The 19,088-nt window shown below is 67.7% G+C and carries 19 protein-coding genes; 8 read left to right on the top strand and 11 right to left on the bottom strand.

Features of this window, described 5'->3' with window-relative positions; translation table 11 throughout:
- Positions 1 to 93 precede the first annotated feature (93 nt).
- Both G8760_RS03970 and lysS read right to left on the bottom strand, forming a co-directional pair.
- Positions 94 to 615, bottom strand: a complete 522-nt coding sequence (locus G8760_RS03970; RefSeq protein WP_166346840.1) for an amino-acid N-acetyltransferase — start codon at positions 613 to 615, stop codon at positions 94 to 96.
- Entirely contained in the window at positions 612 to 2,111 is a 1,500-nt protein-coding gene (gene lysS, locus G8760_RS03965; RefSeq protein WP_166346837.1) for a lysine--tRNA ligase, read from the bottom strand. Before lysS ends, G8760_RS03970 begins: the two co-directional genes overlap by 4 nt.
- Positions 2,112 to 2,210: 99 nt before the next feature.
- Between lysS and G8760_RS03960 the strand changes: the two genes are divergently transcribed.
- Positions 2,211 to 2,540 carry an STAS domain-containing protein gene (locus tag G8760_RS03960; protein WP_166346834.1) on the top strand — a complete coding sequence of 110 codons (330 nt, stop codon included), beginning with the start codon at positions 2,211 to 2,213 and terminating at the stop codon, positions 2,538 to 2,540.
- Positions 2,541 to 2,559: 19 nt separating this feature from the next.
- On the opposite strand, the gene G8760_RS03955 is transcribed toward G8760_RS03960, so the two are convergent.
- Entirely contained in the window at positions 2,560 to 3,498 is a 939-nt protein-coding gene (locus tag G8760_RS03955) for an NAD-dependent epimerase/dehydratase family protein (protein ID WP_166346831.1), read from the bottom strand.
- A gap of 50 nt (positions 3,499 to 3,548) precedes the next feature.
- On the opposite strand from G8760_RS03955, the gene G8760_RS03950 reads away from it, so the two are divergent.
- Positions 3,549 to 4,526, top strand: a complete 978-nt coding sequence (locus G8760_RS03950; protein WP_166346827.1) for an RNA polymerase sigma-70 factor — start codon at positions 3,549 to 3,551, stop codon at positions 4,524 to 4,526.
- Here the strand turns inward: G8760_RS03950 and G8760_RS03945 are convergent, their stop codons facing one another.
- The 5 genes from G8760_RS03945 to G8760_RS03925 all read right to left on the bottom strand — a co-directional run bounded on the left by G8760_RS03945 (position 4,527) and on the right by G8760_RS03925 (position 10,351).
- On the bottom strand, positions 4,527 to 5,312 hold the full coding sequence (locus G8760_RS03945; RefSeq protein ID WP_166346824.1) for a type III pantothenate kinase: 786 nt from the start codon (positions 5,310 to 5,312) through the stop codon (positions 4,527 to 4,529).
- A gap of 100 nt (positions 5,313 to 5,412) precedes the next feature.
- Positions 5,413 to 6,390 carry a carboxylating nicotinate-nucleotide diphosphorylase gene (gene nadC / locus G8760_RS03940; protein WP_166346821.1) on the bottom strand — a complete coding sequence of 326 codons (978 nt, stop codon included), beginning with the start codon at positions 6,388 to 6,390 and terminating at the stop codon, positions 5,413 to 5,415.
- Positions 6,387 to 8,048 carry an L-aspartate oxidase gene (locus G8760_RS03935; protein WP_166346818.1) on the bottom strand — a complete coding sequence of 554 codons (1,662 nt, stop codon included), beginning with the start codon at positions 8,046 to 8,048 and terminating at the stop codon, positions 6,387 to 6,389. Before G8760_RS03935 ends, nadC begins: the two co-directional genes overlap by 4 nt.
- A 315-nt stretch (positions 8,049 to 8,363) precedes the next feature.
- A complete protein-coding gene (locus tag G8760_RS03930; protein ID WP_166346815.1) occupies positions 8,364 to 9,068 on the bottom strand; it encodes a response regulator in 705 nt (234 codons plus the stop codon).
- Positions 9,065 to 10,351 (bottom strand): sensor histidine kinase, encoded by a 1,287-nt coding sequence (locus G8760_RS03925; protein ID WP_207781996.1) that lies wholly within the window; start codon positions 10,349 to 10,351, stop codon positions 9,065 to 9,067. Before G8760_RS03925 ends, G8760_RS03930 begins: the two co-directional genes overlap by 4 nt.
- Before the next feature lie 168 nt (positions 10,352 to 10,519).
- Here G8760_RS03925 and G8760_RS03920 point away from each other — a divergent pair, with 168 nt between their 5' ends.
- Both G8760_RS03920 and G8760_RS03915 read left to right on the top strand, forming a co-directional pair.
- On the top strand, positions 10,520 to 11,251 hold the full coding sequence (locus tag G8760_RS03920; RefSeq protein ID WP_166346812.1) for an ABC transporter ATP-binding protein: 732 nt from the start codon (positions 10,520 to 10,522) through the stop codon (positions 11,249 to 11,251).
- On the top strand, positions 11,251 to 12,081 hold the full coding sequence (locus tag G8760_RS03915; protein ID WP_166346809.1) for an ABC-2 transporter permease: 831 nt from the start codon (positions 11,251 to 11,253) through the stop codon (positions 12,079 to 12,081). Before G8760_RS03920 ends, G8760_RS03915 begins: the two co-directional genes overlap by 1 nt.
- A 27-nt stretch (positions 12,082 to 12,108) precedes the next feature.
- Here G8760_RS03915 and panC read toward each other — a convergent pair whose 3' ends face one another.
- The gene (gene panC / locus G8760_RS03910; RefSeq protein WP_207781995.1) at positions 12,109 to 12,957 is read right to left on the bottom strand and encodes a pantoate--beta-alanine ligase; all 849 of its coding nucleotides are present in this window, start codon (positions 12,955 to 12,957) and stop codon (positions 12,109 to 12,111) included.
- A 221-nt stretch (positions 12,958 to 13,178) separates the two neighbouring features.
- Between panC and G8760_RS03905 the strand changes: the two genes are divergently transcribed.
- The 4 genes from G8760_RS03905 to G8760_RS03890 all read left to right on the top strand — a co-directional run bounded on the left by G8760_RS03905 (position 13,179) and on the right by G8760_RS03890 (position 16,936).
- Positions 13,179 to 14,027, top strand: a complete 849-nt coding sequence (locus G8760_RS03905) for an ABC transporter permease (RefSeq protein WP_207781994.1) — start codon at positions 13,179 to 13,181, stop codon at positions 14,025 to 14,027.
- Positions 14,020 to 14,826: an ABC transporter permease gene (locus G8760_RS03900; protein ID WP_207781993.1), complete on the top strand. Its 807-nt coding sequence runs from the start codon at positions 14,020 to 14,022 to the stop codon at positions 14,824 to 14,826. Before G8760_RS03905 ends, G8760_RS03900 begins: the two co-directional genes overlap by 8 nt.
- Complete coding sequence (locus tag G8760_RS03895) at positions 14,823 to 15,830, top strand: ABC transporter ATP-binding protein (RefSeq protein ID WP_166346806.1); 1,008 nt, start codon at positions 14,823 to 14,825, stop codon at positions 15,828 to 15,830. The genes G8760_RS03900 and G8760_RS03895 overlap by 4 nt, the downstream gene beginning before the upstream one ends.
- Before the next feature lie 260 nt (positions 15,831 to 16,090).
- Complete coding sequence (locus G8760_RS03890; RefSeq protein WP_166346803.1) at positions 16,091 to 16,936, top strand: Gfo/Idh/MocA family protein; 846 nt, start codon at positions 16,091 to 16,093, stop codon at positions 16,934 to 16,936.
- 23 nt (positions 16,937 to 16,959) lie between these two features.
- Here G8760_RS03890 and G8760_RS03885 read toward each other — a convergent pair whose 3' ends face one another.
- Both G8760_RS03885 and G8760_RS03880 read right to left on the bottom strand, forming a co-directional pair.
- Positions 16,960 to 17,961 (bottom strand): Gfo/Idh/MocA family protein, encoded by a 1,002-nt coding sequence (locus tag G8760_RS03885; protein WP_166346800.1) that lies wholly within the window; start codon positions 17,959 to 17,961, stop codon positions 16,960 to 16,962.
- Complete coding sequence (locus G8760_RS03880) at positions 17,958 to 18,989, bottom strand: Gfo/Idh/MocA family protein (RefSeq protein WP_207781992.1); 1,032 nt, start codon at positions 18,987 to 18,989, stop codon at positions 17,958 to 17,960. The genes G8760_RS03885 and G8760_RS03880 overlap by 4 nt, the downstream gene beginning before the upstream one ends.
- Between the last annotated feature and the right edge of the window lie 99 nt (positions 18,990 to 19,088).

Raw genomic sequence — 19,088 nt, 5'->3', positions numbered from 1 at the left:
TTGTGTTCGCGTTCCTTGAGTATCCATTAATACGCCACTAATCGTGGAACTGCAATCTACGAGTTCACAGTACCCGATCAGGTTCGCTGATCTTCACTCAAATCGCCGGAACATCCGAACGTTGCCCAGAGTGTTTGGTTTGACCCGATCCAGATCTAGGAACTCCGCGACACCTTCATCGTAGGAGCGGAGTAACTGCGCATACACTTCCGGCGAGACTGGAGTGCCCTCCGCTATTTCGAAGCCATGTCGTGCAAAGAAGTCGACCTCGAACGTCAAGCAGAAGACACGAGACACACCCAGTTCTGCCGCTACATCCAGCAGCTTGCCCAGCACCGCATGGCCCACCCCGTGGCCACGCCACTCAGGGAGCGTCGCCAAAGTGCGAACTTCGGCCAGATCCTCCCACATGACATGTAATGCGCCGCACCCGATCACCCGACCATCACTGGAAGTCTCGGCGACCCAGAACTCTTGTACATCCTCGTAGAGCGTCACCGTCTCTTTGGACAGCAATATCCGCTTGCGCGCGTAATCATCGAGCAACTGCCGGATCGCCTTCACGTCCGCAGTACGGGCCCGGCGCACAACGAACCGCTTCTCGGTCTGGTTCACTCCGGCTTCACCGTGGGGAACAGGATGGTCTCCCGAATACCGCGGCCGGTCAGCAGCATCACCAGCCGGTCGATGCCCAAACCCATACCGCCGGTGGGTGGCATGCCGTACTCGAGGGCCCGGAGGAAATCCTCGTCGACCTGCATCGCCTCTGGATCACCAGCGGCAGCCAACTCGGCCTGTTCTTCGAGCCGCGCCCGCTGGATGACTGGGTCGACCAACTCGGTGTACGCGACACCCAACTCGACACCGGCCACGATCAGGTCCCACGACTCCGTTAGCCGGGGATCGTCGGCACGGGGGCTGGCCAGCGGCCGAACGGTTTCCGGATAGTCGCAGACGAAGGTGGGTTCGACCAACGTGTGTTCGGCAAGTTTCTCGAACAGCTCCAGGACGATTTCACCTGCGCCCCAGCCGGGTTGAAGGACAACATCGTGTTTGGCGGCCAGTTCCCGTAGACGCTGCTCAGGCGTGTCGGATGTGACGTGCTCGCCCACCGCCGCGGAGACCGCGTCGTGCAGAGTGATCCGGTTCCACGGAGCTTCGAGGTCGATCTCTCCGCCCCGGCCGTCGGGGACCACCGTCCGCCCGACCGCCCGCCCGGCCTCGATGACCATCGACCGGGTGAGCTCGGCCATGGTGTCGTAGTCGCCGTAGGCTTCGTATGCCTCCAGCATGGTGAACTCCGGACTATGAGTGGAGTCCACCCCTTCGTTGCGGAACACCCGGCCGATCTCGTAAACCCGGTCGACACCTCCGACGATGGCGCGCTTCAGGTGCAGCTCAAGGGCGATGCGGAGGGTCACCGGCAGCTCGAAGGCATTGAGGTGGGTCTCGAACGGCCGGGCCGCCGCACCCCCATGTAAGACATGCAGCGTCGGCGTCTCGACCTCGATGTATTCGTGGCGGTGTAGCGTCTCGCGCACCGAGCGCACCACCGCCGCACGAGTACGCACCATGTCCCGAGCATCGGGGTTGACGATCAGGTCGACGTAGCGCTGACGGATACGGGTCTCCTCGTTCAACGCCTTGTGCGCGATCGGGAGCGGCCGCAGCGCCTTCGACACGATCGTCCACGAGTCGGCGAGGACGGACAGCTCACCTCGCTTGCTCGTGATCACCTCACCTTCGACACCGATATGGTCACCGATATCGACGAGGTGTTTCCAGTCCGCCAGCCGCTGCTCCCCGACCCGGTCCAACGCGAGCATGGCCTGGAGTTCGGTGCCGTCGCCCGCGCGCACCCGCGCGAAGCAGAGCTTGCCGGTGTTGCGTAGGAAGATCACGCGGCCGGCCACCGCCACCCGATCGCCCGTCTCGGTGCCAGGTGCCAAGTCCGGATACGCGGCCCTGAGCTCGGCGAGTGTGTGTGAGCGACCGAACCCCCGCGCGTACGGCGCAGCCCCCGCGTCGAGCAGCTCAGCCCGCTTCTGCCGACGAACCCGCATCTGCTCCGGAAGATCGTCGTCGATAGGCATCGATGTCTGCTCAGTCATGGCTCACCAGCCTAGTGCCCGGCGAAACCGCGCTTCACCCCGCTTTCCATTGCATCCGGCGGGCCGAGGTGCCACGCTTCAAAGAAGGAGGTGAGGTCGATGGGCACTATCGAGGTCGTCGACCGGGGCGGACGCGAAATCGTCGTCTTTCTCTCCGGCAGCATCGACGACACCCTGGCCGAACAGCTCCACGAGGCCGTCGCCGAGGTCGCCACCCTGGAACGGATCGGGGGGCTCAACCATGTCGTGGTCGACATGCACCGGGTCAGCGCCATGTCCGGCACCGGTGTCGAGTTCCTCCGGGAGTTGACCACGAGCGGCCACACGAACGGTTTCGAGGTCTCGTTCTCGGCCATGACCGGCCCGGCCCACCGGGCGGTGGAGGCCGCGGGCTGGCACTTCGTGGAGGCCAGCCCGCATCTTCGGTGAGGGCGGGCGACGTCACGGATCATCGGTTGAGCGTGCGGAAACCCTGCCGCCAGGTCGGATACGCCGGTGTCCAGCCGAGTTCGCGCTTCGCTTTGGTATTCGACGAGCCCCGGATCGTCGTCATCACCGCGACACCGAACTCACCGAGCATCGGCTTCACCAGCCAGGCCGGCATTCGCCGCGGCTTCTTCGCCCCCAACACGTCGGCCAGGTATGGCAGCCAGGTACTCACGGCGGCCGGTTCGTCGTCGACGATGTTGTAGATCCCAGGGCTGCCATTGTCTACCGCCGCCACCGTGGCGGCCGCGGCGTCGGCGATGTGGACGAAGGAGAACACCCCTGTTCCACCACCGACCACCGGCATCTTCCGGGCCGCGACAACGTCCAGCATCTCGCCCCCGCTACCAAACGCGGTGCCGGGACCGTAGAACACCCCATACCGCAGCACCACACCCTCGATGCCGACCGCGTCGCTCACCACCGACTCCAGGTAGCTGATGGCAGCGTGTGATTCGGCCGCGGCCGGGGCTGGGTGCGGGTCGAGCGGGTCCTCTTCGGTCTTCACCTGACTGCCGTCGCGGGTATTCGGCCAGCCGGTGAACCCTTGAACGATCAACCTCTTGGCCCCGGCGGCCCGGGCGGCGGCCAGCACATAGTCCACCCCTGTGGTCCGTAGCTTGTTCGTCGCCGCGTAGGTCTCGTCGAAACGTTTGAAGTCGGTGCCGCCGATGGCGGTGAGCTGGTGGATGACGACGTCTGGCTCTGCGCTAACGACCGCTGCCATGACGCTGTCCCGATCCAACCCATCCATGATCACCGGCTCGGCGCCAGCGTCGCGCACCTGTCCGGCTTTGTCGGCCGTGCGTGTGGTGCCCACCACGTGGTGTCCGGCGGAGACGAGGGCGGGCACGAGTTGACGGCCCATGGCGCCGGTGGCACCGGCTACGAAGATCTTCATGGCTGTTCCTCCTTATGGTCACCCCCTTCGACGAGGTAGCCCTCCGATTTATGACAAGTGCCGGACGACATCCGCGCCGACCGTGGTGGGCAACACCCGCGACGTGGTTGTATCGAGAGGTGATCGCCCTGCAACACGACAAGCTGCGGCCGCTGATGTTCTCCATCGCGTACCGGATGCTCGGCAGCGTCGCCGAGGCAGAGGACGTCGTCCAGGAGGCGTTTCTACGGATGCACAAGAGCACTGTCGACGGCAAACGGATCGAGTCGGCCGAGGCGTTCGCCACGACGATCACCACCCGGCTCGCCATCGACGCCCTGCGTTCGGCCCGCGTGCGGCGGGAACTGTACGTAGGCCCATGGCTGCCGGAGCCGCTGCTCACCTCCGACGACGATCCCGCCCACCGGTTAGAAACCGACGAGACGGTGACCACGGCGTTCCTGATCCTGCTCGAATCGCTGTCGCCGGTCGAGCGAGCGGTCTTCCTGCTGCGTGAAGTGTTCGGATACACCTACGAAGACATCGCCGAGGTGGTCGAGAAGAGTGTCGCGAACTGCCGGCAGATCATGGCCCGGGCCCGGCGCGCGGTGACCGAGCGTCAACCCCGGTTCGAGGCGGACCGCACCCACCAGGTGGAGCTCTCGCAACGGTTCCTGGCGGCGGCGTCTGGCGGCGACATGACAGCGCTGCACCAGTTGCTCACCGACGACGTCGAGTTCGTCGGCGACGGCGGAGGCCGAGTACCCGCGCTCGGCCGGCCGATCACTGGACCGACGCAGGTCGGCCGGTTTGTGCTGGGTTTGCTGCGGCAGGCCCGACGGACGGATATGCGAATCGAGCTGGCCGAGGCCAATGGGCTGGCCGCCTGGCAGGCATTCGCACCCGACGGCGGGGTGTTGGGTGTGTTGACCCTTGCCACCACAGGCGACCGGATCGGCGCGTTCTACAACGTCATCAACCCGGACAAGCTGCGCCACATCGGCCCGGTGGGCGATCTGGTGGCACTGACCCAGGGAACGACCCCATGATCATGGAGTACGCGGGTCCAGGTTGCGGTCGAAGATCAGCCGCAAGCCCACCAGCGTCAGCCACGGCTCGTGATATTTGACGGTGGCCGCCTCATCGAGCACAACGGGGGCAAGCCCACCGGTGGCGATCACCGGGAGTTCTTCGAGCGGCACACCGAGTTCGTCCGCCATCCGGGTGACGATTCCGTCCACCTGCCCGCTGAACCCATACAGCGCACCCGACTGCAGCGCTTCGACCGTGTTCCGCGCGATGACCGACCGTGGTCGGACGAGCTCTACCCGGCGTAGCTGTGCCCCCGCGTCGCCGAGTGCGTCGATGGAGACGCCGATACCAGGTGCGATGGCACCACCGATGTACTCACCCTTCGGTGATACGACGTCGAACGTGGTGGCGGTGCCGAAGTCGACGACGATGCAGGGTCCGCCGTAGAGCTTGATGGCCGCCAGCGCGTTGACCACCCGGTCTGAGCCGACTTCTCGCGGATTCTCGGTGAGCACCGACACTCCGGTGCGCACTCCCGGTTCGACCAGCACTGTGGGAACGTCGGCGTAGTACCGCTGGACGAGGGTGCGGATCGACCGGAGGATCGACGGCACTGTTGAACACACCGCGACCCCGTCGATGCCGTCGTCGTACCCGCCAGCGAAGAGACCCCGAAGAACGGCCATCAACTCATCCGCGGTGCGGTTCGACACCGTGGACACCCGCCAGTGGTGTTCGACCTCCAGGCCGTCGAGCAGGCCGATCACCGTCTCGGTGTTGCCGACGTCGATAGCGAGCAACATCTCGTTCGGTCTCCCTCACCGTCAGGTGCTCTAGCGCCGTGACGCTAGTGTCACGGACCGGACATCCGGGCGCCGTGTCGTGGATGTCCGGTGCGACACACTAGCTGAACACCGACGTTTCGGCTGGCTCGCCGGCGCCCTGACCACGCCGAGCATCGGCCTGACCAGCGTCTGCGGCCCACTCCGCGTCGACGCCTTCTACCTGATCGACGTCGAGCCCGAGATCCATGGCGGTCACCGAATGAGTGAGTGCGCCCACCGACAGGTAGTCCACGCCGGTCTCCGCGTAGGCGCGGGCAGCCTGCAGCGTCAGACCGCCACTGACTTCCAGCCGGGCTCGCCCGTTGACAGCGGCCACCGCCTCGTGCACCTGCTCGACCGAGAAGTTGTCGAGCAGTACCAGCTCAGCTCCGGCCTCCACGGCCTCGACGGCGCCCGCGACATCGTCCACCTCGACTTCGACCGCCACCTCCGGTGCGGCCTGGCGCACCGCGCGGAACGCGGCGGCGATACCTCCGGCGGCTACCACGTGGTTGTCCTTGATCAGGGCCGCCTCCGACAGCGACGACCGGTGGTTGTGCCCACCGCCGACCCGGACGGCGTACTTCTCCAGCGGCCGGAGCAGCGGCGTGGTCTTCCTGGTGTCGCGGATCAGCGTTTCAGTGCCCTCGAGTGCGTACACCCATTGGCTGGTAGCCGTAGCGATGCCGGACAGCCGCGACCCGAGGTTCAGCGCGGTACGCTCGGCGAGCAGAATCTGACGGGTGGGTCCGGCAACGGCCAGCACGGGTGTTCCCGGCTCCACCCAGCTGCCGTCGGGAACCAAACGCTCGGTCCGGATGGCGTCGCCGGCCGCGGCGAACACGGCCTCGATGACCGGCAGCCCAGCGATGACCCCAGTGGTACGGGCCGAAAGCGTCGCCCGCACCCGTTGCTGAGCCGGAACCGTCGCCTCGGTCGTGACGTCGATGCCCCCGTCCAGGTCTTCCTCGAGCGTCGCTCGGACCAGATCCTCCACATAGAGCGGGTCGAGGCCTGCGTCGCGCAGGGCGCTCGTCACCGGCTCGGCCAGACTCATGACTTCTCCCTCATCGGCTGAAATGTTGTCTCCAGGATTCCGTCCGGATCGAGGCTGCTGACCAGATGTCCCAGCCACCTCGTGTCGTCCCGATCCGGAAAGTCCTCCCGCCAATGGCCCCCGCGGGTCTCTTCGCGAATAGCCGCATGCCGTCCGAGCGTAACGGCGACGGCATGCAGGTTGGTTGTCTCCCACGCGGCGGGCGTTGGGACCGTGCTGCGGCGTTCCTGGCTGAGCGTGGCCAGCCGGGCCTGCAACGTCTGTAGCGATGATGCCGACCGGAGTACGCCGGCCCCGGCGGTCATGGCGGCCTGGACGTACCGTCCGGCCTCGGGGTCGAGCAGCGCCGCTGGACCAGGGCGCGGCTGGGGATCACCGACGGCGACCTCGGCCAGATTCTCGGTGAGGTCGACGGCGATCCGATGCCCCCACACCAGCCCCTCGAGGAGCGAATTGGACGCCAGCCGGTTGGCGCCGTGAACGCCGGTCCACGCCACCTCGCCGCAGGCGTACAGCCCGGGCACCGTGGTGCGCCCCAGGCCGTCGGTGCGCACGCCGCCGCTGGCGTAATGCTGGGCCGGAGCCACCGGCACGAGGTCGGTGGCCGGATCGATGCCGTAGGACCGGCACTTGGCCACGATGGTGGGGAACCGCTCCTCCAGGAAGGCCGCCCCGAGGTGCCGGGTGTCCAGCCAGACGTGCTCGGCACCGGTGTCGGCCATCGCCGTCACCACCGCCTTGGCGACGACGTGCCGCGGTGCCAGCTCGGCGAGCTCATGCTGGTCCCGCATGAAACGCCGACCTTCGACATCGCGCAGGTGCGCCCCCTCACCACGCACGGCCTCGGAGATGAGCGGCTGTTGTCCTTTGGCCGTTCGGCCGAGCCACAGAACGGTCGGATGGAACTGGACGAATTCGAGATCGACGATCTCCGCACCGGCCCGTAGCGCCGCGGCGACGCCATCACCGGTGGAGACCGGTGGGTTGGTGGTGGAGGCGTACACCTGGCCGATGCCGCCCGTCGCCAACACAACCGCGCGGCCGAGCGCCGCGCCGAGGCCGTCGATCCGGCCGGCGCCGATGACGTGTAGCGCCACACCGCAGGCGCGCCCCGTCGCGTCGGTGAGAATGTCGGTGACCAGGGCGTTCTCGATGACCTCGATGCCTGGATCTTCCTGTACCGCCCGCAGCGCCTCGATCAGTGCTCGGGAAATCTCCCGGCCAGTGGCGTCGCCGCCGGCATGGGCAATACGGTCCCGTCGGTGTCCGCCCTCCCTGGTGAGCGCGATGCTGCCGTCGTCGGCCAACTCGAACTCCGTGCCCAGCGCGGCAAGTTCACGAACCCGCCGGGGCCCTTCGGTGACCAGGGTGCGGACCGCGTCGTCGGCACAGAGACCGACACCCGCGACCAGGGTGTCGTGCAGGTGTTGCTCCGGACTGTCCTCCGGCCCCAGCGCGGCGGCGATGCCCCCCTGCGCCCACGCCGTCGCACCGGCCGACAGGCTGGTTTTGGTGACCAAGAGGACCCGGCCCGCCTTGCGCGCTTCCAGCGCGGTGGTGAGACCTGCGATACCGCTTCCGACCACGACGACGTCAGCGTGCTGCGCCCAGCCCGGCTCCTCGGTGAGCAGCCGGCGCGGTATGTGGATGACCGTCACGCCGGAAAAGCCTACGGCCTCAACGTCGACTTCGGTGCCTGTGGCTGCCAGTGTCCTCGACCAGATGGCCTCGTTGATGCCCGGTGGCCTCCGCCGGAGCGTCTCCACCACGTGACCATTCGTCCGCTTGGCGCCATCTCGACCCTTTCCTCCGCCGCACGGCACGTCCGTCCGGCCTCCCCGGTCAGGGGCGTGTTCACCCGCGAAACGCCGGCCTCGGCGCGCCCGGCGGGTGTTGTTCGGATCAACCACCTGATGGCGGCCGCTGTGAAACGTATCACCCGACACCCCGGCCAGCCGGCCGGGACCAGGCGCTCAGCGCTCCACGGCGGCGGCACGGACCAGACCGCTCTCGTACGCGGCAATCACCAGTTGGGCGCGGTCGCGTGCCACCAGCTTCGCCAACAGGTGCCCGACGTGAGATTTGATGGTGGCCGGGCTGATGGAGAGATACTCAGCGATCTCACCATTGGAGCGGCCCCGCGCGATCAGCTCCAACACCTCCACCTCACGTCCGGTGAGCTGATCGAGCCGAGCTGAAACCGGCCGGGCCGGCTCCGGACGCCGGGCGAACTCCGCGATCAGCCGGCGGGTCACGCCGGGGGCCAGCAATGCGTCACCAGCGGCCACCACGCGGATCGCGGCCAGTAGGTCGGCCGGTGGCATGTCCTTCAGCACAAACCCGCTGGCTCCTGCCCGCAGTGCGCCGTATACGTAGGCATCGAGGTCGAACGTCGTCAGGATGAGCACCCGTACGGCCGACAGTTCCGGTGCGGCGCAGATACGTCGGGTGGCTTCGATCCCGTCCATCTCGGGCATACGTACGTCCATCAGCACCACATCCGGCGCGCAGCCATGGCACTGTTCGATCGCGGCCCGACCGGTGCTGGCCTCACCGACCGCCGTCAAGTCTGGTGCGGTGTCGACCAAGACGCGAAAGCTCCCGCGGAGCAGCGCTTGGTCGTCGACGATGAGTACGCGGGTAGGCTCGGTGTGCCCTGCGGGTGGTGGTGGGCTCATGGCGCCGTCAACGGCTCAGCGTTGGACGCGGTGACCGCCGTACACGGCAATGTGGCGGTGACGACGAAGCCGACGTCGACACCTGGGCCGGCGGACAGCACACCGCCGTAGACAGCCACCCGCTCCCGCAGCCCCAATAACCCGTGCCCATGTGATCCACCAGCCGCCAGCGGCCCGGGCCCGTCATCGCGCACCTCCACCACCAGGTGATCATCCTCTACGAGCACCCGGACCCAGCAGGCCGCTGGAGCCGCGTGCCGCACGACGTTGGTCAACGCCTCCTGCACGATCCGATACACGGTCAGCTCCAGCCCAGGCGGCAGCGGCGGCACCCCGTCGACCTCTAGTTCGACGTCGACCCCGGCCAACCGGGCACGCTCGGCAAGCTCGGGTAGCTGTGCCAATCCCGGAGCCGGGGATAAGCTCGGGTCGCGCGGATCGAGCAGCCACTGACCCGCGTTCCCTGGCGCGGCTCCGGTGACGTCGGCACCCGCCTCCGGCTCAGCGGTGGCCACGTCCGACCGCAGCACACCAAGCAGTTGGCGCATCTCGTCGAGTGCGCCGCGGCCGGTCGACTCGATGACCTGGAGGGCATGGGCCGCCTGTTCGGGCCGTTCTCGCACGACATGGTTGGCGATGCCAGCGCTCACCGTGATCACGCTCATGCTGTGAGCGACCACGTCGTGCAACTCCCGGGCGATACGCAGCCGCTCTTCTATCACCGCCTGACGAGCCTGCCGCCCGGCCGCCTGGGCGGCCTGCTCCCGCCGGTCTCGCATGGCCCGACCGAGGGCCCAGGCACCACCACACAGCGCCAGCCCGATCAGGAGCGTGTATACGGGCCCCGGGCTGGATCCGACCGGCCCACTGATCGCCGCGAGCACCAAACCCAGCCCGCTGAGCACCCCGACCACTGTCGGCACGCGGGGTGATCGCACCGGCTCGACGAGTGCGACGACGTACAAGACGGCCGCCGCCGCCACGAGCGGGTCGGATACGATCTCGAACCACACGCCCACCACCGACAGTGGCGCCACCACCACGAGGGCGGCCCGCGGCTGCCAACGACGCACCGCGGCGGCCGCTCCCATGACGGCGATCACGACCGTCGCCATCCAGGCGGGCACGTCCGGGGCAGCATCAGCCGCGATCAGCCCGATGAGGGACACGGCCACATAACCACCAGCCACGGCGGCGTCCACCGTGATCAGCCCGGTGGGGGATAACCGCGGCGGTACGAACCGGACACCTTCCCGTGGTTCCGGCCGGGTCGGATCGTTCACCTGACGACGGTAACCCCGGATCGACGCCGGCCACATCCGACTGGGGGATGTCATCCCGTGGTCGGAGGCCGATGGTGTGCGCCACGACGGCTCAGACCGTGGTCTGGGGGCGGAAACCGGGCCATACTCCGATGTGCCGGCCACCCGCGTCGGGCCATTCTCGACGGCATGATCGAGGTCAGAAACCTCCACAAGCGATATCGGGCTACGGTGGCCGTCGACGCCCTGACGTTCGACGTCCACCCCGGACACGTCACCGGCTTCCTCGGACCCAACGGTTCCGGCAAGTCCACCACGATGCGGGTGGCGCTGGCGCTCAGCGCCCCTACCCGGGGTGAGGTGTTGATCAGCGGGCAGGCCTATCGGAATCTCCGGCACCCGCTCCGCGAGGTGGGTGCCCTACTCGACGCAGGTGATGCCCATCCCGGCCGGACCGCGCGCGATCACCTGCGGTGGCTGGCCGCCACACATGGAATACCCCGCCGCCGGGTCGACGAACTGTTGGAATCCGTCGGGCTGGCCGCAGCGGCCGACCGGCGGATCGCCGGCTTCTCGTTGGGTATGCGCCAGCGGCTGGGCATCGCCGCCGCACTTCTCGGCGATCCGCGCACAGTGCTGCTCGACGAACCGGTCAACGGCCTCGACCCAGACGGCGTGCGCTGGGTGCGCATGTTGATGCGTGGGCTGGCCGCTGAGGGCCGCACCGTGCTGGTCTCCAGCCATCTGATGACCGAGATGGAGTTGACCGCCGACCGTCTGATCGTCATCGGCCGTGGCCGCCTGATCACCGACACGACCCTGACAGAACTCACCGCGGAACACGGCAGCCTCGAGGCCGCGTATGTTCACATGACCGCCGGTATGGTCGACTACCAGGCCGGATCCGGAGGTTTCTGGTGATGGCGGACCAGGACACCCGGATGGGCGGCAACCGGTGGGCGCCGGGTCGCACCGAGTGGCCGACCCTCCCCAGGCCAGGCCTGGTCCGCGCCGAGTGGGTCAAAATGTGGTCACTACGGTCGAGCGCGTGGACACTCGGCGCCACCGTCGCGGCCGCCGTCGGGCTCGCTCTGCTGCTGGCCGCCAGCTCGCGGGACCACACCTCGGTGGACGGCCGCTTCGACCCCCTTTTCTACAGCTTCTACGGACTCACCCTCGCCCAACTCGCCCTGGTGGTGTTCACCATCATGGTGGTGGCTGGCGAGTATTCCACTGGCACCATCCGGCCCAGCCTGGCCGCCCTGCCCCGGCGTGGGCACTTCTACGCCGCCAAGATCGCCGCTACCGTCCCAATCCTCGTGGCGACGTCGCTCGTCGCGGCGCTCGGTGGGTTCGCGGCCGCACAGGCCGCCCTCGGTTCCCGTGGTGTGTCTATCACCACACCGGGCAGCGGCCGCGCCATCGTCGGCGCCACCCTCTACCTGGTGTTGATCTCGATGTTCGCGTTCGGTGTGGCCATGATGCTGCGCAGCACCGTCCGGGCGCTGGCGATCCTGCTACCGATGCTCTTCCTCGGCTCACAGGGCCTCGGCAATATGCCCGGCCTGCGTCCGGTGACCCAGTTCTTGCCCGACCAAGCCGGCCTGCTGATCATGCACATCGTCGGGTCGCCGGACGACCCAGCCTTCGCCCGCGCCTATGGACCATGGGCCGGGATGGCGATTCTGACCGCGTGGACCTGCATCGCCGTCGTGGGCGGATGGCTGGTGTTACGCCGTACCGATGTGTGACCAGCGCGAAGCGCGAACCGCCGCTGGTTAGCGGCTCAGCTGCACCTCGAGGTTGTCGATCAAGCGGGTGGCGCCGATCCGGGCGGCTACCAGCAACCGTGCCGCCCCCGGGCCAGCCACGGCCTCGAGGTTGGGTGCCCGCAGTTCGAGATAGTCGACGTCGAGCTCAGGATGTCGATCGAGGACGGAGCGTGCTGCCGCCAATACCGCAGCGCCGCCCGACGGTCCCGCGTCCGCGCCGGCCAGCAACGCCCGCGACAACGAAACGCCCACTCGCCGTTCGTCCGCGCTGAGGTATCGGTTCCGGCTAGACAGTGCCAGCCCGTCCGGCTCACGCACGGTAGGAACTCCGATGATCTCGGCGGGCATCTCGAGGTCGGCGGCCATCCGCCGGATCAGCGTCAACTGCTGGTAGTCCTTCTCACCGAAGAACGCATACGCGGGCCTGGTGAGGTTGAGCAACTTGGCCACCACGGTCAGCACACCGCCGAAGTGACCTGGCCGTACCGCACCCTCGAGTTCCCTGCCCAGCGGGCCTGGGTCGACGGTGACCTGGGGCTCTCCCTGTGGATAGAGGTCATCACGACGAGGTGCGAAGATGACATCTACACCCTCGTCCGCACATGTGGCCACGTCGGCATCGGGAGTGCGGGGGTACCGCTCGAAGTCCTCACCCGGGCCGAACTGCAACGGGTTGACGAAGATGGTGACGATCACCACACCGTCCGGCGACACCGCGGCCCGAGCGGCCCGCATCAACGCCCGATGGCCCTCGTGCAACGCACCCATGGTCATCACCACGGCACTGCGAACCCCAGCCTCGGGAAGCACACCGGCCAGTTCGGACCGGTCGTGAGCCACGACGGGTGTGTCCACAGCTGCCCTCCTGGTGGATCGGCCACGACAACACGATGGGCGGGGAGACCCCAACCGCCGGCCCAACGGTACTCGGCGGTCCGCTGCGCCGTGGACTCGCCGAACCCAACTTGACGGATATCACGACACTCACTAGTCTCATTTGCTCTTCACGACCGGACCGGGCACCGGGCCGTCGGAAACGCAGCATTCTTCCGCCGAGCCCGAGGAGCGCCCGTCCCGTGCCCACGTTTCCGAGCCAGGCTGCGCCTGCGAGCGGCCGAACCCGAAGTCCGATCGCCGCCTTCACCGCCCACGTCGTCATGGGGTTTCGCCGGTGGTCGACGTATCGCCTGGCTACCGCTGCTGGCGCGTTCACCAACACCGTGTTCGGGTTGATCAAGGCCTACATCACCATCGGTGCCGTCGGCGCCGCCGGTGGCACGCTGATGGGATATGACGCCGCCACCGCGGCGACGTACGCCTGGCTGGTACAGGCACTCATCGCACCGGTGAACATCTTCGGCTGGCAGGAGCTAGCGCTGCGGATCCGCACCGGCGACGTCGCCATCGACCTCGCCCGCCCGATCGACCCTCAGGTGGCGTTCCTGGCCGCGGACCTGGGGCGAGCGGCCTACTCGCTGATCCCACGCGGGGCACCACCATTGCTTGTGGGCGCGGCAGTCACCGGGTTGGCGCTGCCCGGCGCAGTGCTGCCGTATCTGCTGGGAGCTCTCAGCGTGGTGCTGGCGGTGTTGGTCTCGTTCGCTGGCCTATGGCTGCTCAACACCGCCGCCTTCTGGCTGTTGGACATGCGCGGCGTCATCACCCTCTACATGGTCGCCTCGAACATCCTCAGCGGGATGATCGTGCCGGTCCATTGGTTCCCCGACTGGATGGCGCGCATCGCCCAGGTCACGCCCTTCCCGTCCCTGGTTCAGGCACCCGTCGACATCGTGACGGCGCGGGTCGAGGGTGCCGCGGCACTCGGGGTCTTGGCGACCCAACTGGCCTGGTTCACTGCTCTCGTGCTGGTGGGTCGGGTGGTCTTTCGGACCGGCGCCCGCAGACTGGTGGTGCAAGGTGGCTGATGGGACCTGGCGGCCCTATCGGGTGTTGCTCGGATCCCGGTTGCGGTCCCAGACCACGTACCGGCGGTCGTTCGCGATGGACCTGCTCGGCAGCCTCTCCGTCGGCGCACTCGAGTTCGGCGAGATCTACGTCATCTTCACCAACGTCGACGTCCTCGGCGAGCTGGACTTCGCGGCAGCCGCTCTCCTGTTCGCACTGGCCACCATCTGCTTCAGCCTGGCCGACATGGTCGTCGGGCACGCCGACCGACTGCCCACCTACCTGCGACAGGGCACCCTGGACGCCTTTCTCCTCCGCCCGCTGCCGGTGCTCGCCCAACTGATCACCAGCGATCTGTCGTTGCGTCGGCTCGGCCGGACCGCGGCCGGGGTGGCCGTGCTCGGCGTCACGCTGCCCCACACGGGCATCACCTGGTCGGTGACCACGGTGGTGTTGCTGGTGCTGACGATCGTCGCCGGGACCGCCATCTTCGCGGCGCTGTTCGTGTGTGCCGCGGCGATCCAGTTCTGGCTGGTGGAGGGGGCGGAGTTCGCCAACGCCTTCACCTACGGAGGGTCCTACGCGGCGCAGTACCCGGCCAGCATCTTCGCACTGCCGGTCCGCGTGTTGTTCACGTTCGTCGTACCCGCGGCGTTCATCGCCTACCTGCCGACCCTGGCCCTGCTCGATCTTCCCGGGCCACCCGGACTGCCGAGCTGGCTTGGATGGTGCTCGCCGGTCATGGCGGTAGTGATGTGGGCCGTCGCCCTGACCGGCTGGCGGGCCGGTCTCCGCCACTACACGGGAGCAGGTTCATGACCGATCCGATCATCGACGTTCGAGAGCTCCACCGGCGGTTCACGGTCCGGTCGCCGCGTGGCCGGTTCCGCCGCACTCGAACCGTCGTCGAGGCGGTCGACGGGTTGACCTTCCAGCTACCCGAGGGATCCGCGCTGGGTTATATCGGTGCCAATGGTGCCGGCAAATCCACCACCATCAAGATGATCACCGGAATCCTGGTGCCGTCGTCGGGCACGGTGCGCACCTGCGGTCTGCATCCGATCCGTCAGCGCAAGCAGCTGGCCCGGCAGATCGGCGTCGTCTTTGGCCAGCGCACGCAGTTGTGGTGGGACCTACCCCTGCGCGAGTCCTACCGAACCCTGGCGGCCATCCACCGGTTGCCCCAGTCGGTGTGGACCGCCCGCCGCGACGAACTCGTGGACCGGCTCGACCTGGCGTCGTTCATCGACATCCCGGTCCGGCAGCTCTCGCTGGGCCAGCGGATCCGCGGCGAGATCGCCGCGGCGTTGCTCCACTCGCCACCACTCTTGATCCTCGACGAACCCACCATCGGGCTGGACGTGCTAAGCAAAGAACGGTTGCGCGTCTTCCTCACCGAACAACGTGCTCACCACGGCACCAGCCTGCTCCTCACGACGCACGACATGGACGACGTCCAGCGGCTCACCGAACGGATCATCGTCGTGGACCACGGCCGGATGGCCTACGACGGCGACCTGGCCGGCCTGGTCCGGAGGGTCGGCGCGGAACGTGTGTTGAGCCTCGACCTCACCACGCCGGCACCGCCGTTGGCCGGGATCCCCGGTACCGATCTAGTGTCCGTCGAGGCTGACGGCCTCCGGCAGCGGCTTGCCTTCGGCGACGATACGACGGCCACCGCGGTCCTCGAAGCCATAGGCCGGCACGTCGAGGTCAGAGACCTCACCATCGAGGAGCCAGATATCGAAGAGGTCGTGCGCCGCCTCTACCTATCCGCCACCGGCACCGGCACCGGCACCGGCACCGGCACCGGCTCCGAGTGACAGCATGCCAGTACGCGTCCTCCGGATCGGCATCGGCGTACGCGCTGATCATGTGCGAGTTTGCCCCCTGATGGGGGGTGTAGGTCGCACATGATCAAGACGAGCCCGAGCTGGGGACGGCCGGACGAGATCAAACATTTCTTGTTCTCACCGGTGGAGGTTAGCGGCGAAACAACAGGCGCCGCATCGGGCACTGGCTGGCCAGCATCGGATCATCACCGTGTACCATGATTGCAACCGCTTGCAGAAAGGTCTTCCACATGCTGCGCATCGGCATCACCGGTACCGAGAACTCCCACGTCGACCACTTCATCCGGCACTTGAACGTCGAACAACGGCACGACGGCTGCCGCGTCGTCGCACTCGCCGGCGGCGACACCGAACGCAACCGCACTCTCGCCGCCACCGGAGAGATCAGCGACGTCGTCGACTCCGCCGCCGAACTCGTCGGTCGAGTCGATGCCCTCATCGTCTCGAACCGGGACGGCCGCCAGCACCGCGAGAACGCGGTCCCCCTGCTCGAGGCAGGTGCACACGTCTTCGTCGACAAACCCATCGCCGTGAGCGTGGCCGACACCGAGGCCATCATCGCCGCCGCCCGCAAAGGTGGCGGCGTCCTTGCCTCGTGGTCGCCGCTGCGGCTGACCGCCGACGTCGAGGAGGTACGCACCGAAGCCGCAAAACTCGGCGCCCCGCAGCTGATCAGTGTGGTCGGCCCGGCCAATCCAGACGATCCGCATGCCGGCCTGTTCTTCTACGGCCCCCACGTCGTGGAACCCGCCCTGGAGATCCTCGGAAATTCCGATCCGGGTGAGGTCCACGTCGAGCAGGGTGACGACGTCGTCACCGCGACGGTACGCGCCGGCGACGCCTTCGTCGCCCTCACCTTCATCCGCCCGGCCGACGCGAAGCGGGTTCCCTGGCACATCACCGTCGCCAGCCGGAACGGGGTGATGAGCCGCGAGATCCAACTCGACGCCGACTACAACGCCCGCGGTCTGAGCCGCTTCATCGAGGCCGCCCGGACCGGCACCCCACCTATGCCGTACGAGCATCTGCTCCCGCCGGTGCGCATCCTCGCCGCCATCACCGAACAGCTGCGCTGAAGATCCGGCGCCGCGGCGAGTTCTTACTCGGCCGCGGCGCTCCACCGCTCGACCGTGCCGCCTCGATCGGCACTGAGCTGGGCCAACAGCGCGATCCGGGTGGCGTCCACCGACTCCCTGGTACCAACGTCGGGCTGCGAACCGGTCAATAGGGCCGTGAGGAAGTCCTCAGCCGGCCGGCGGCGAGTGGGCAACGCCGGGTTCCAGAGGTCACGATCATGGGTCGCGACGTCGAGCCGCCCTTCGGTCCACCGCAGCTCCGCCGTGCCGCGGGTACCGACCAGCCGCATCTCGTAGCGGCCATTGCCCTTCTCCGCCTCAGGCGCCAGCCAATGTGCGTCGATGGTGGCCCGAACCCCACCGGCGACGAACATCATCGCGCCGTGGTCAGAGAATCGCGGATACTCCGGATAGGCACGTTGACCTGACGAGCCGACCACCAGCCCATCCGTCGCCCCGGTGAGCGCAAGAACCATGTCGACGTCGTGCACCGCCAGATCGCCGAGTATGCCGCCGTAGTCCGAGGTGAAGAACCACGCGGGGCGGGTGGCCGCACGCAGCACGTGTGGACCGGTGCTCGCGATCAATGCGAGATCACCGAGGGTTCCGGACTCGACGAGTTCCCGTGCGGCCAGGGTGACCGGATAGCCGCGCTTCTCGAACATCACCGACACCAGCCGGCCGGTCTCCGCCGCAACCCGCTCGATCGTGTCCAGTTGGTCCAGAGAGGTGCAGAGCGGCTTGTCGGCCAGCACGTCGGCGCCGGCCCGGAGTGCGTCGACCACGGCATCGGCTCGGTGTGCGTAGATCCCGTTGACCACCACCACGTCCAACTCGTGTGCGGCCAGCATCGCCTGGTGATCGGGGTAGACCGGGCAGTCGGCGATCGACGATGCGTAGCGGGCGATGTTCGCCTGGTCCGGATCGGACACCGCCACCAACCGCACCGACGGCTGATGCGTCAGTTCGTCGAAGATATACGTCACGTGTTGATGGGCCAGGCCGGCGATGCCGAGGCGGATCATGCGTGCCCTCCCAGGTGCACCGCGCGGCCGGTATCGGCCGCGTCGTAAATCGCGCAGAGGAGCCGCACGGTGGCGAGGCCGGCATGGGCGTCGACCGCCGGTCCCCGGCCATGGTGATAGGCGTCGACGATGTCCCGCCACTGCGCGAGATGGCCGGCCAAGCCGATCGCCTGCGGGTCGGCCGCCCCACTGCCGGCCGCGTCACCCGGCGAGGCCGGGGCCGGCACCTCCCCGAAATCCCAGCGGCGCACGGCGGCGTCGTCCATCTCGACCGAACCACGGCTGGTGAACACCGACAGCCGGGCCGGTTGGCCCGGCGGGGTGGCTGTGGACGTCACCACCACGCCGAGCGCTCCGGAGGCGAATCGTAGAGTGGCCACGGTAGTGTCTTCGGCGTCCATGTCCCGGCCAAGCGTCGCGTAGTCGGCGGTCACCCGCGTGACCGGTCCCATCAGCCAAGCCAGCAGATCGACGGTGTGCAGGCCCTGGTTCATGAGCGAACCACCGCCCTGCCCTTGGCGGCCGCGCCAGGCCGCGTGGGCATAGTAGGCGTCGTCACGATGCCAGTGCACCAACGCCTCTCCGAGCACTGGCCGGCCGAGCACTCCAGAGTCGATCTGGCGTTTCAGATACTGGTTCTGCGGCTCTAGGCGGCGTTGCGAGATGACGCTGACGAGCCGCTGCTTCTGCTCGGCGAGCTGGACGATCTCCTCGGCCGTCGCCACGTCGACGCTCAGCGGTTTCTCGACGACGACGTGTTTGCCGGCCCGAAGCGCGGCCAACGCCTGTTCCCCGTGTGCGCCGCTCGGCGAACATAGGACAACCAGATCGACGTCCGGGTGGCGGATGACGTCTTCGGCGGACACATGCCGCGTATCCGGTTGCCCGAGCTCGGCCAGCCGTTCAGGCCGACCACCACTGGCCGCCACTAGCCGGACCGCGCCGCCCAGGTGGCCTATGACCTCGACATGGCGAGCGCCGATCGAACCTATGCCGACAACTCCCACACCTATGGGTCCCGCACTCACAGACATCCTCCTAGGGCTCCGACCCGGCTACATCACAGGACGATAGTCGTGGCGAAGTGTTGATTGCAAGCGCTTGCAATGCTCGGGCGATCCGGCCCG

It is taken from the genome of Phytoactinopolyspora limicola, assembly GCF_011320225.1.
Taxonomy (GTDB): Bacteria; Actinomycetota; Actinomycetes; order Jiangellales; family Jiangellaceae; genus Phytoactinopolyspora; species Phytoactinopolyspora limicola.
The sequence above is the reverse complement of the archived record's forward strand: the minus strand, read 5'-3'. Positions and strand labels throughout refer to the sequence as shown.

Bases quoted from the DNA above. Each gene is read 5' to 3' on its own strand.
- lysS (WP_166346837.1), bottom strand. From the start codon at position 2,111: ATGACTGAGCAGACATCGATGCCTATCGACGACGATCTTCCGGAGCAG.
- G8760_RS03960 (WP_166346834.1), top strand. From the start codon at position 2,211: ATGGGCACTATCGAGGTCGTCGACCGGGGCGGACGCGAAATCGTCGTC.
- G8760_RS03955 (WP_166346831.1), bottom strand. From the start codon at position 3,498: ATGAAGATCTTCGTAGCCGGTGCCACCGGCGCCATGGGCCGTCAACTC.
- G8760_RS03950 (WP_166346827.1), top strand. From the start codon at position 3,549: ATGACAAGTGCCGGACGACATCCGCGCCGACCGTGGTGGGCAACACCC.
- G8760_RS03945 (WP_166346824.1), bottom strand. From the start codon at position 5,312: ATGTTGCTCGCTATCGACGTCGGCAACACCGAGACGGTGATCGGCCTG.
- nadC (WP_166346821.1), bottom strand. From the start codon at position 6,390: ATGAGTCTGGCCGAGCCGGTGACGAGCGCCCTGCGCGACGCAGGCCTC.
- G8760_RS03930 (WP_166346815.1), bottom strand. From the start codon at position 9,068: ATGAGCCCACCACCACCCGCAGGGCACACCGAGCCTACCCGCGTACTC.
- G8760_RS03920 (WP_166346812.1), top strand. From the start codon at position 10,520: ATGATCGAGGTCAGAAACCTCCACAAGCGATATCGGGCTACGGTGGCC.
- G8760_RS03915 (WP_166346809.1), top strand. From the start codon at position 11,251: ATGGCGGACCAGGACACCCGGATGGGCGGCAACCGGTGGGCGCCGGGT.
- G8760_RS03895 (WP_166346806.1), top strand. From the start codon at position 14,823: ATGACCGATCCGATCATCGACGTTCGAGAGCTCCACCGGCGGTTCACG.
- G8760_RS03890 (WP_166346803.1), top strand. From the start codon at position 16,091: ATGCTGCGCATCGGCATCACCGGTACCGAGAACTCCCACGTCGACCAC.
- G8760_RS03885 (WP_166346800.1), bottom strand. From the start codon at position 17,961: ATGATCCGCCTCGGCATCGCCGGCCTGGCCCATCAACACGTGACGTAT.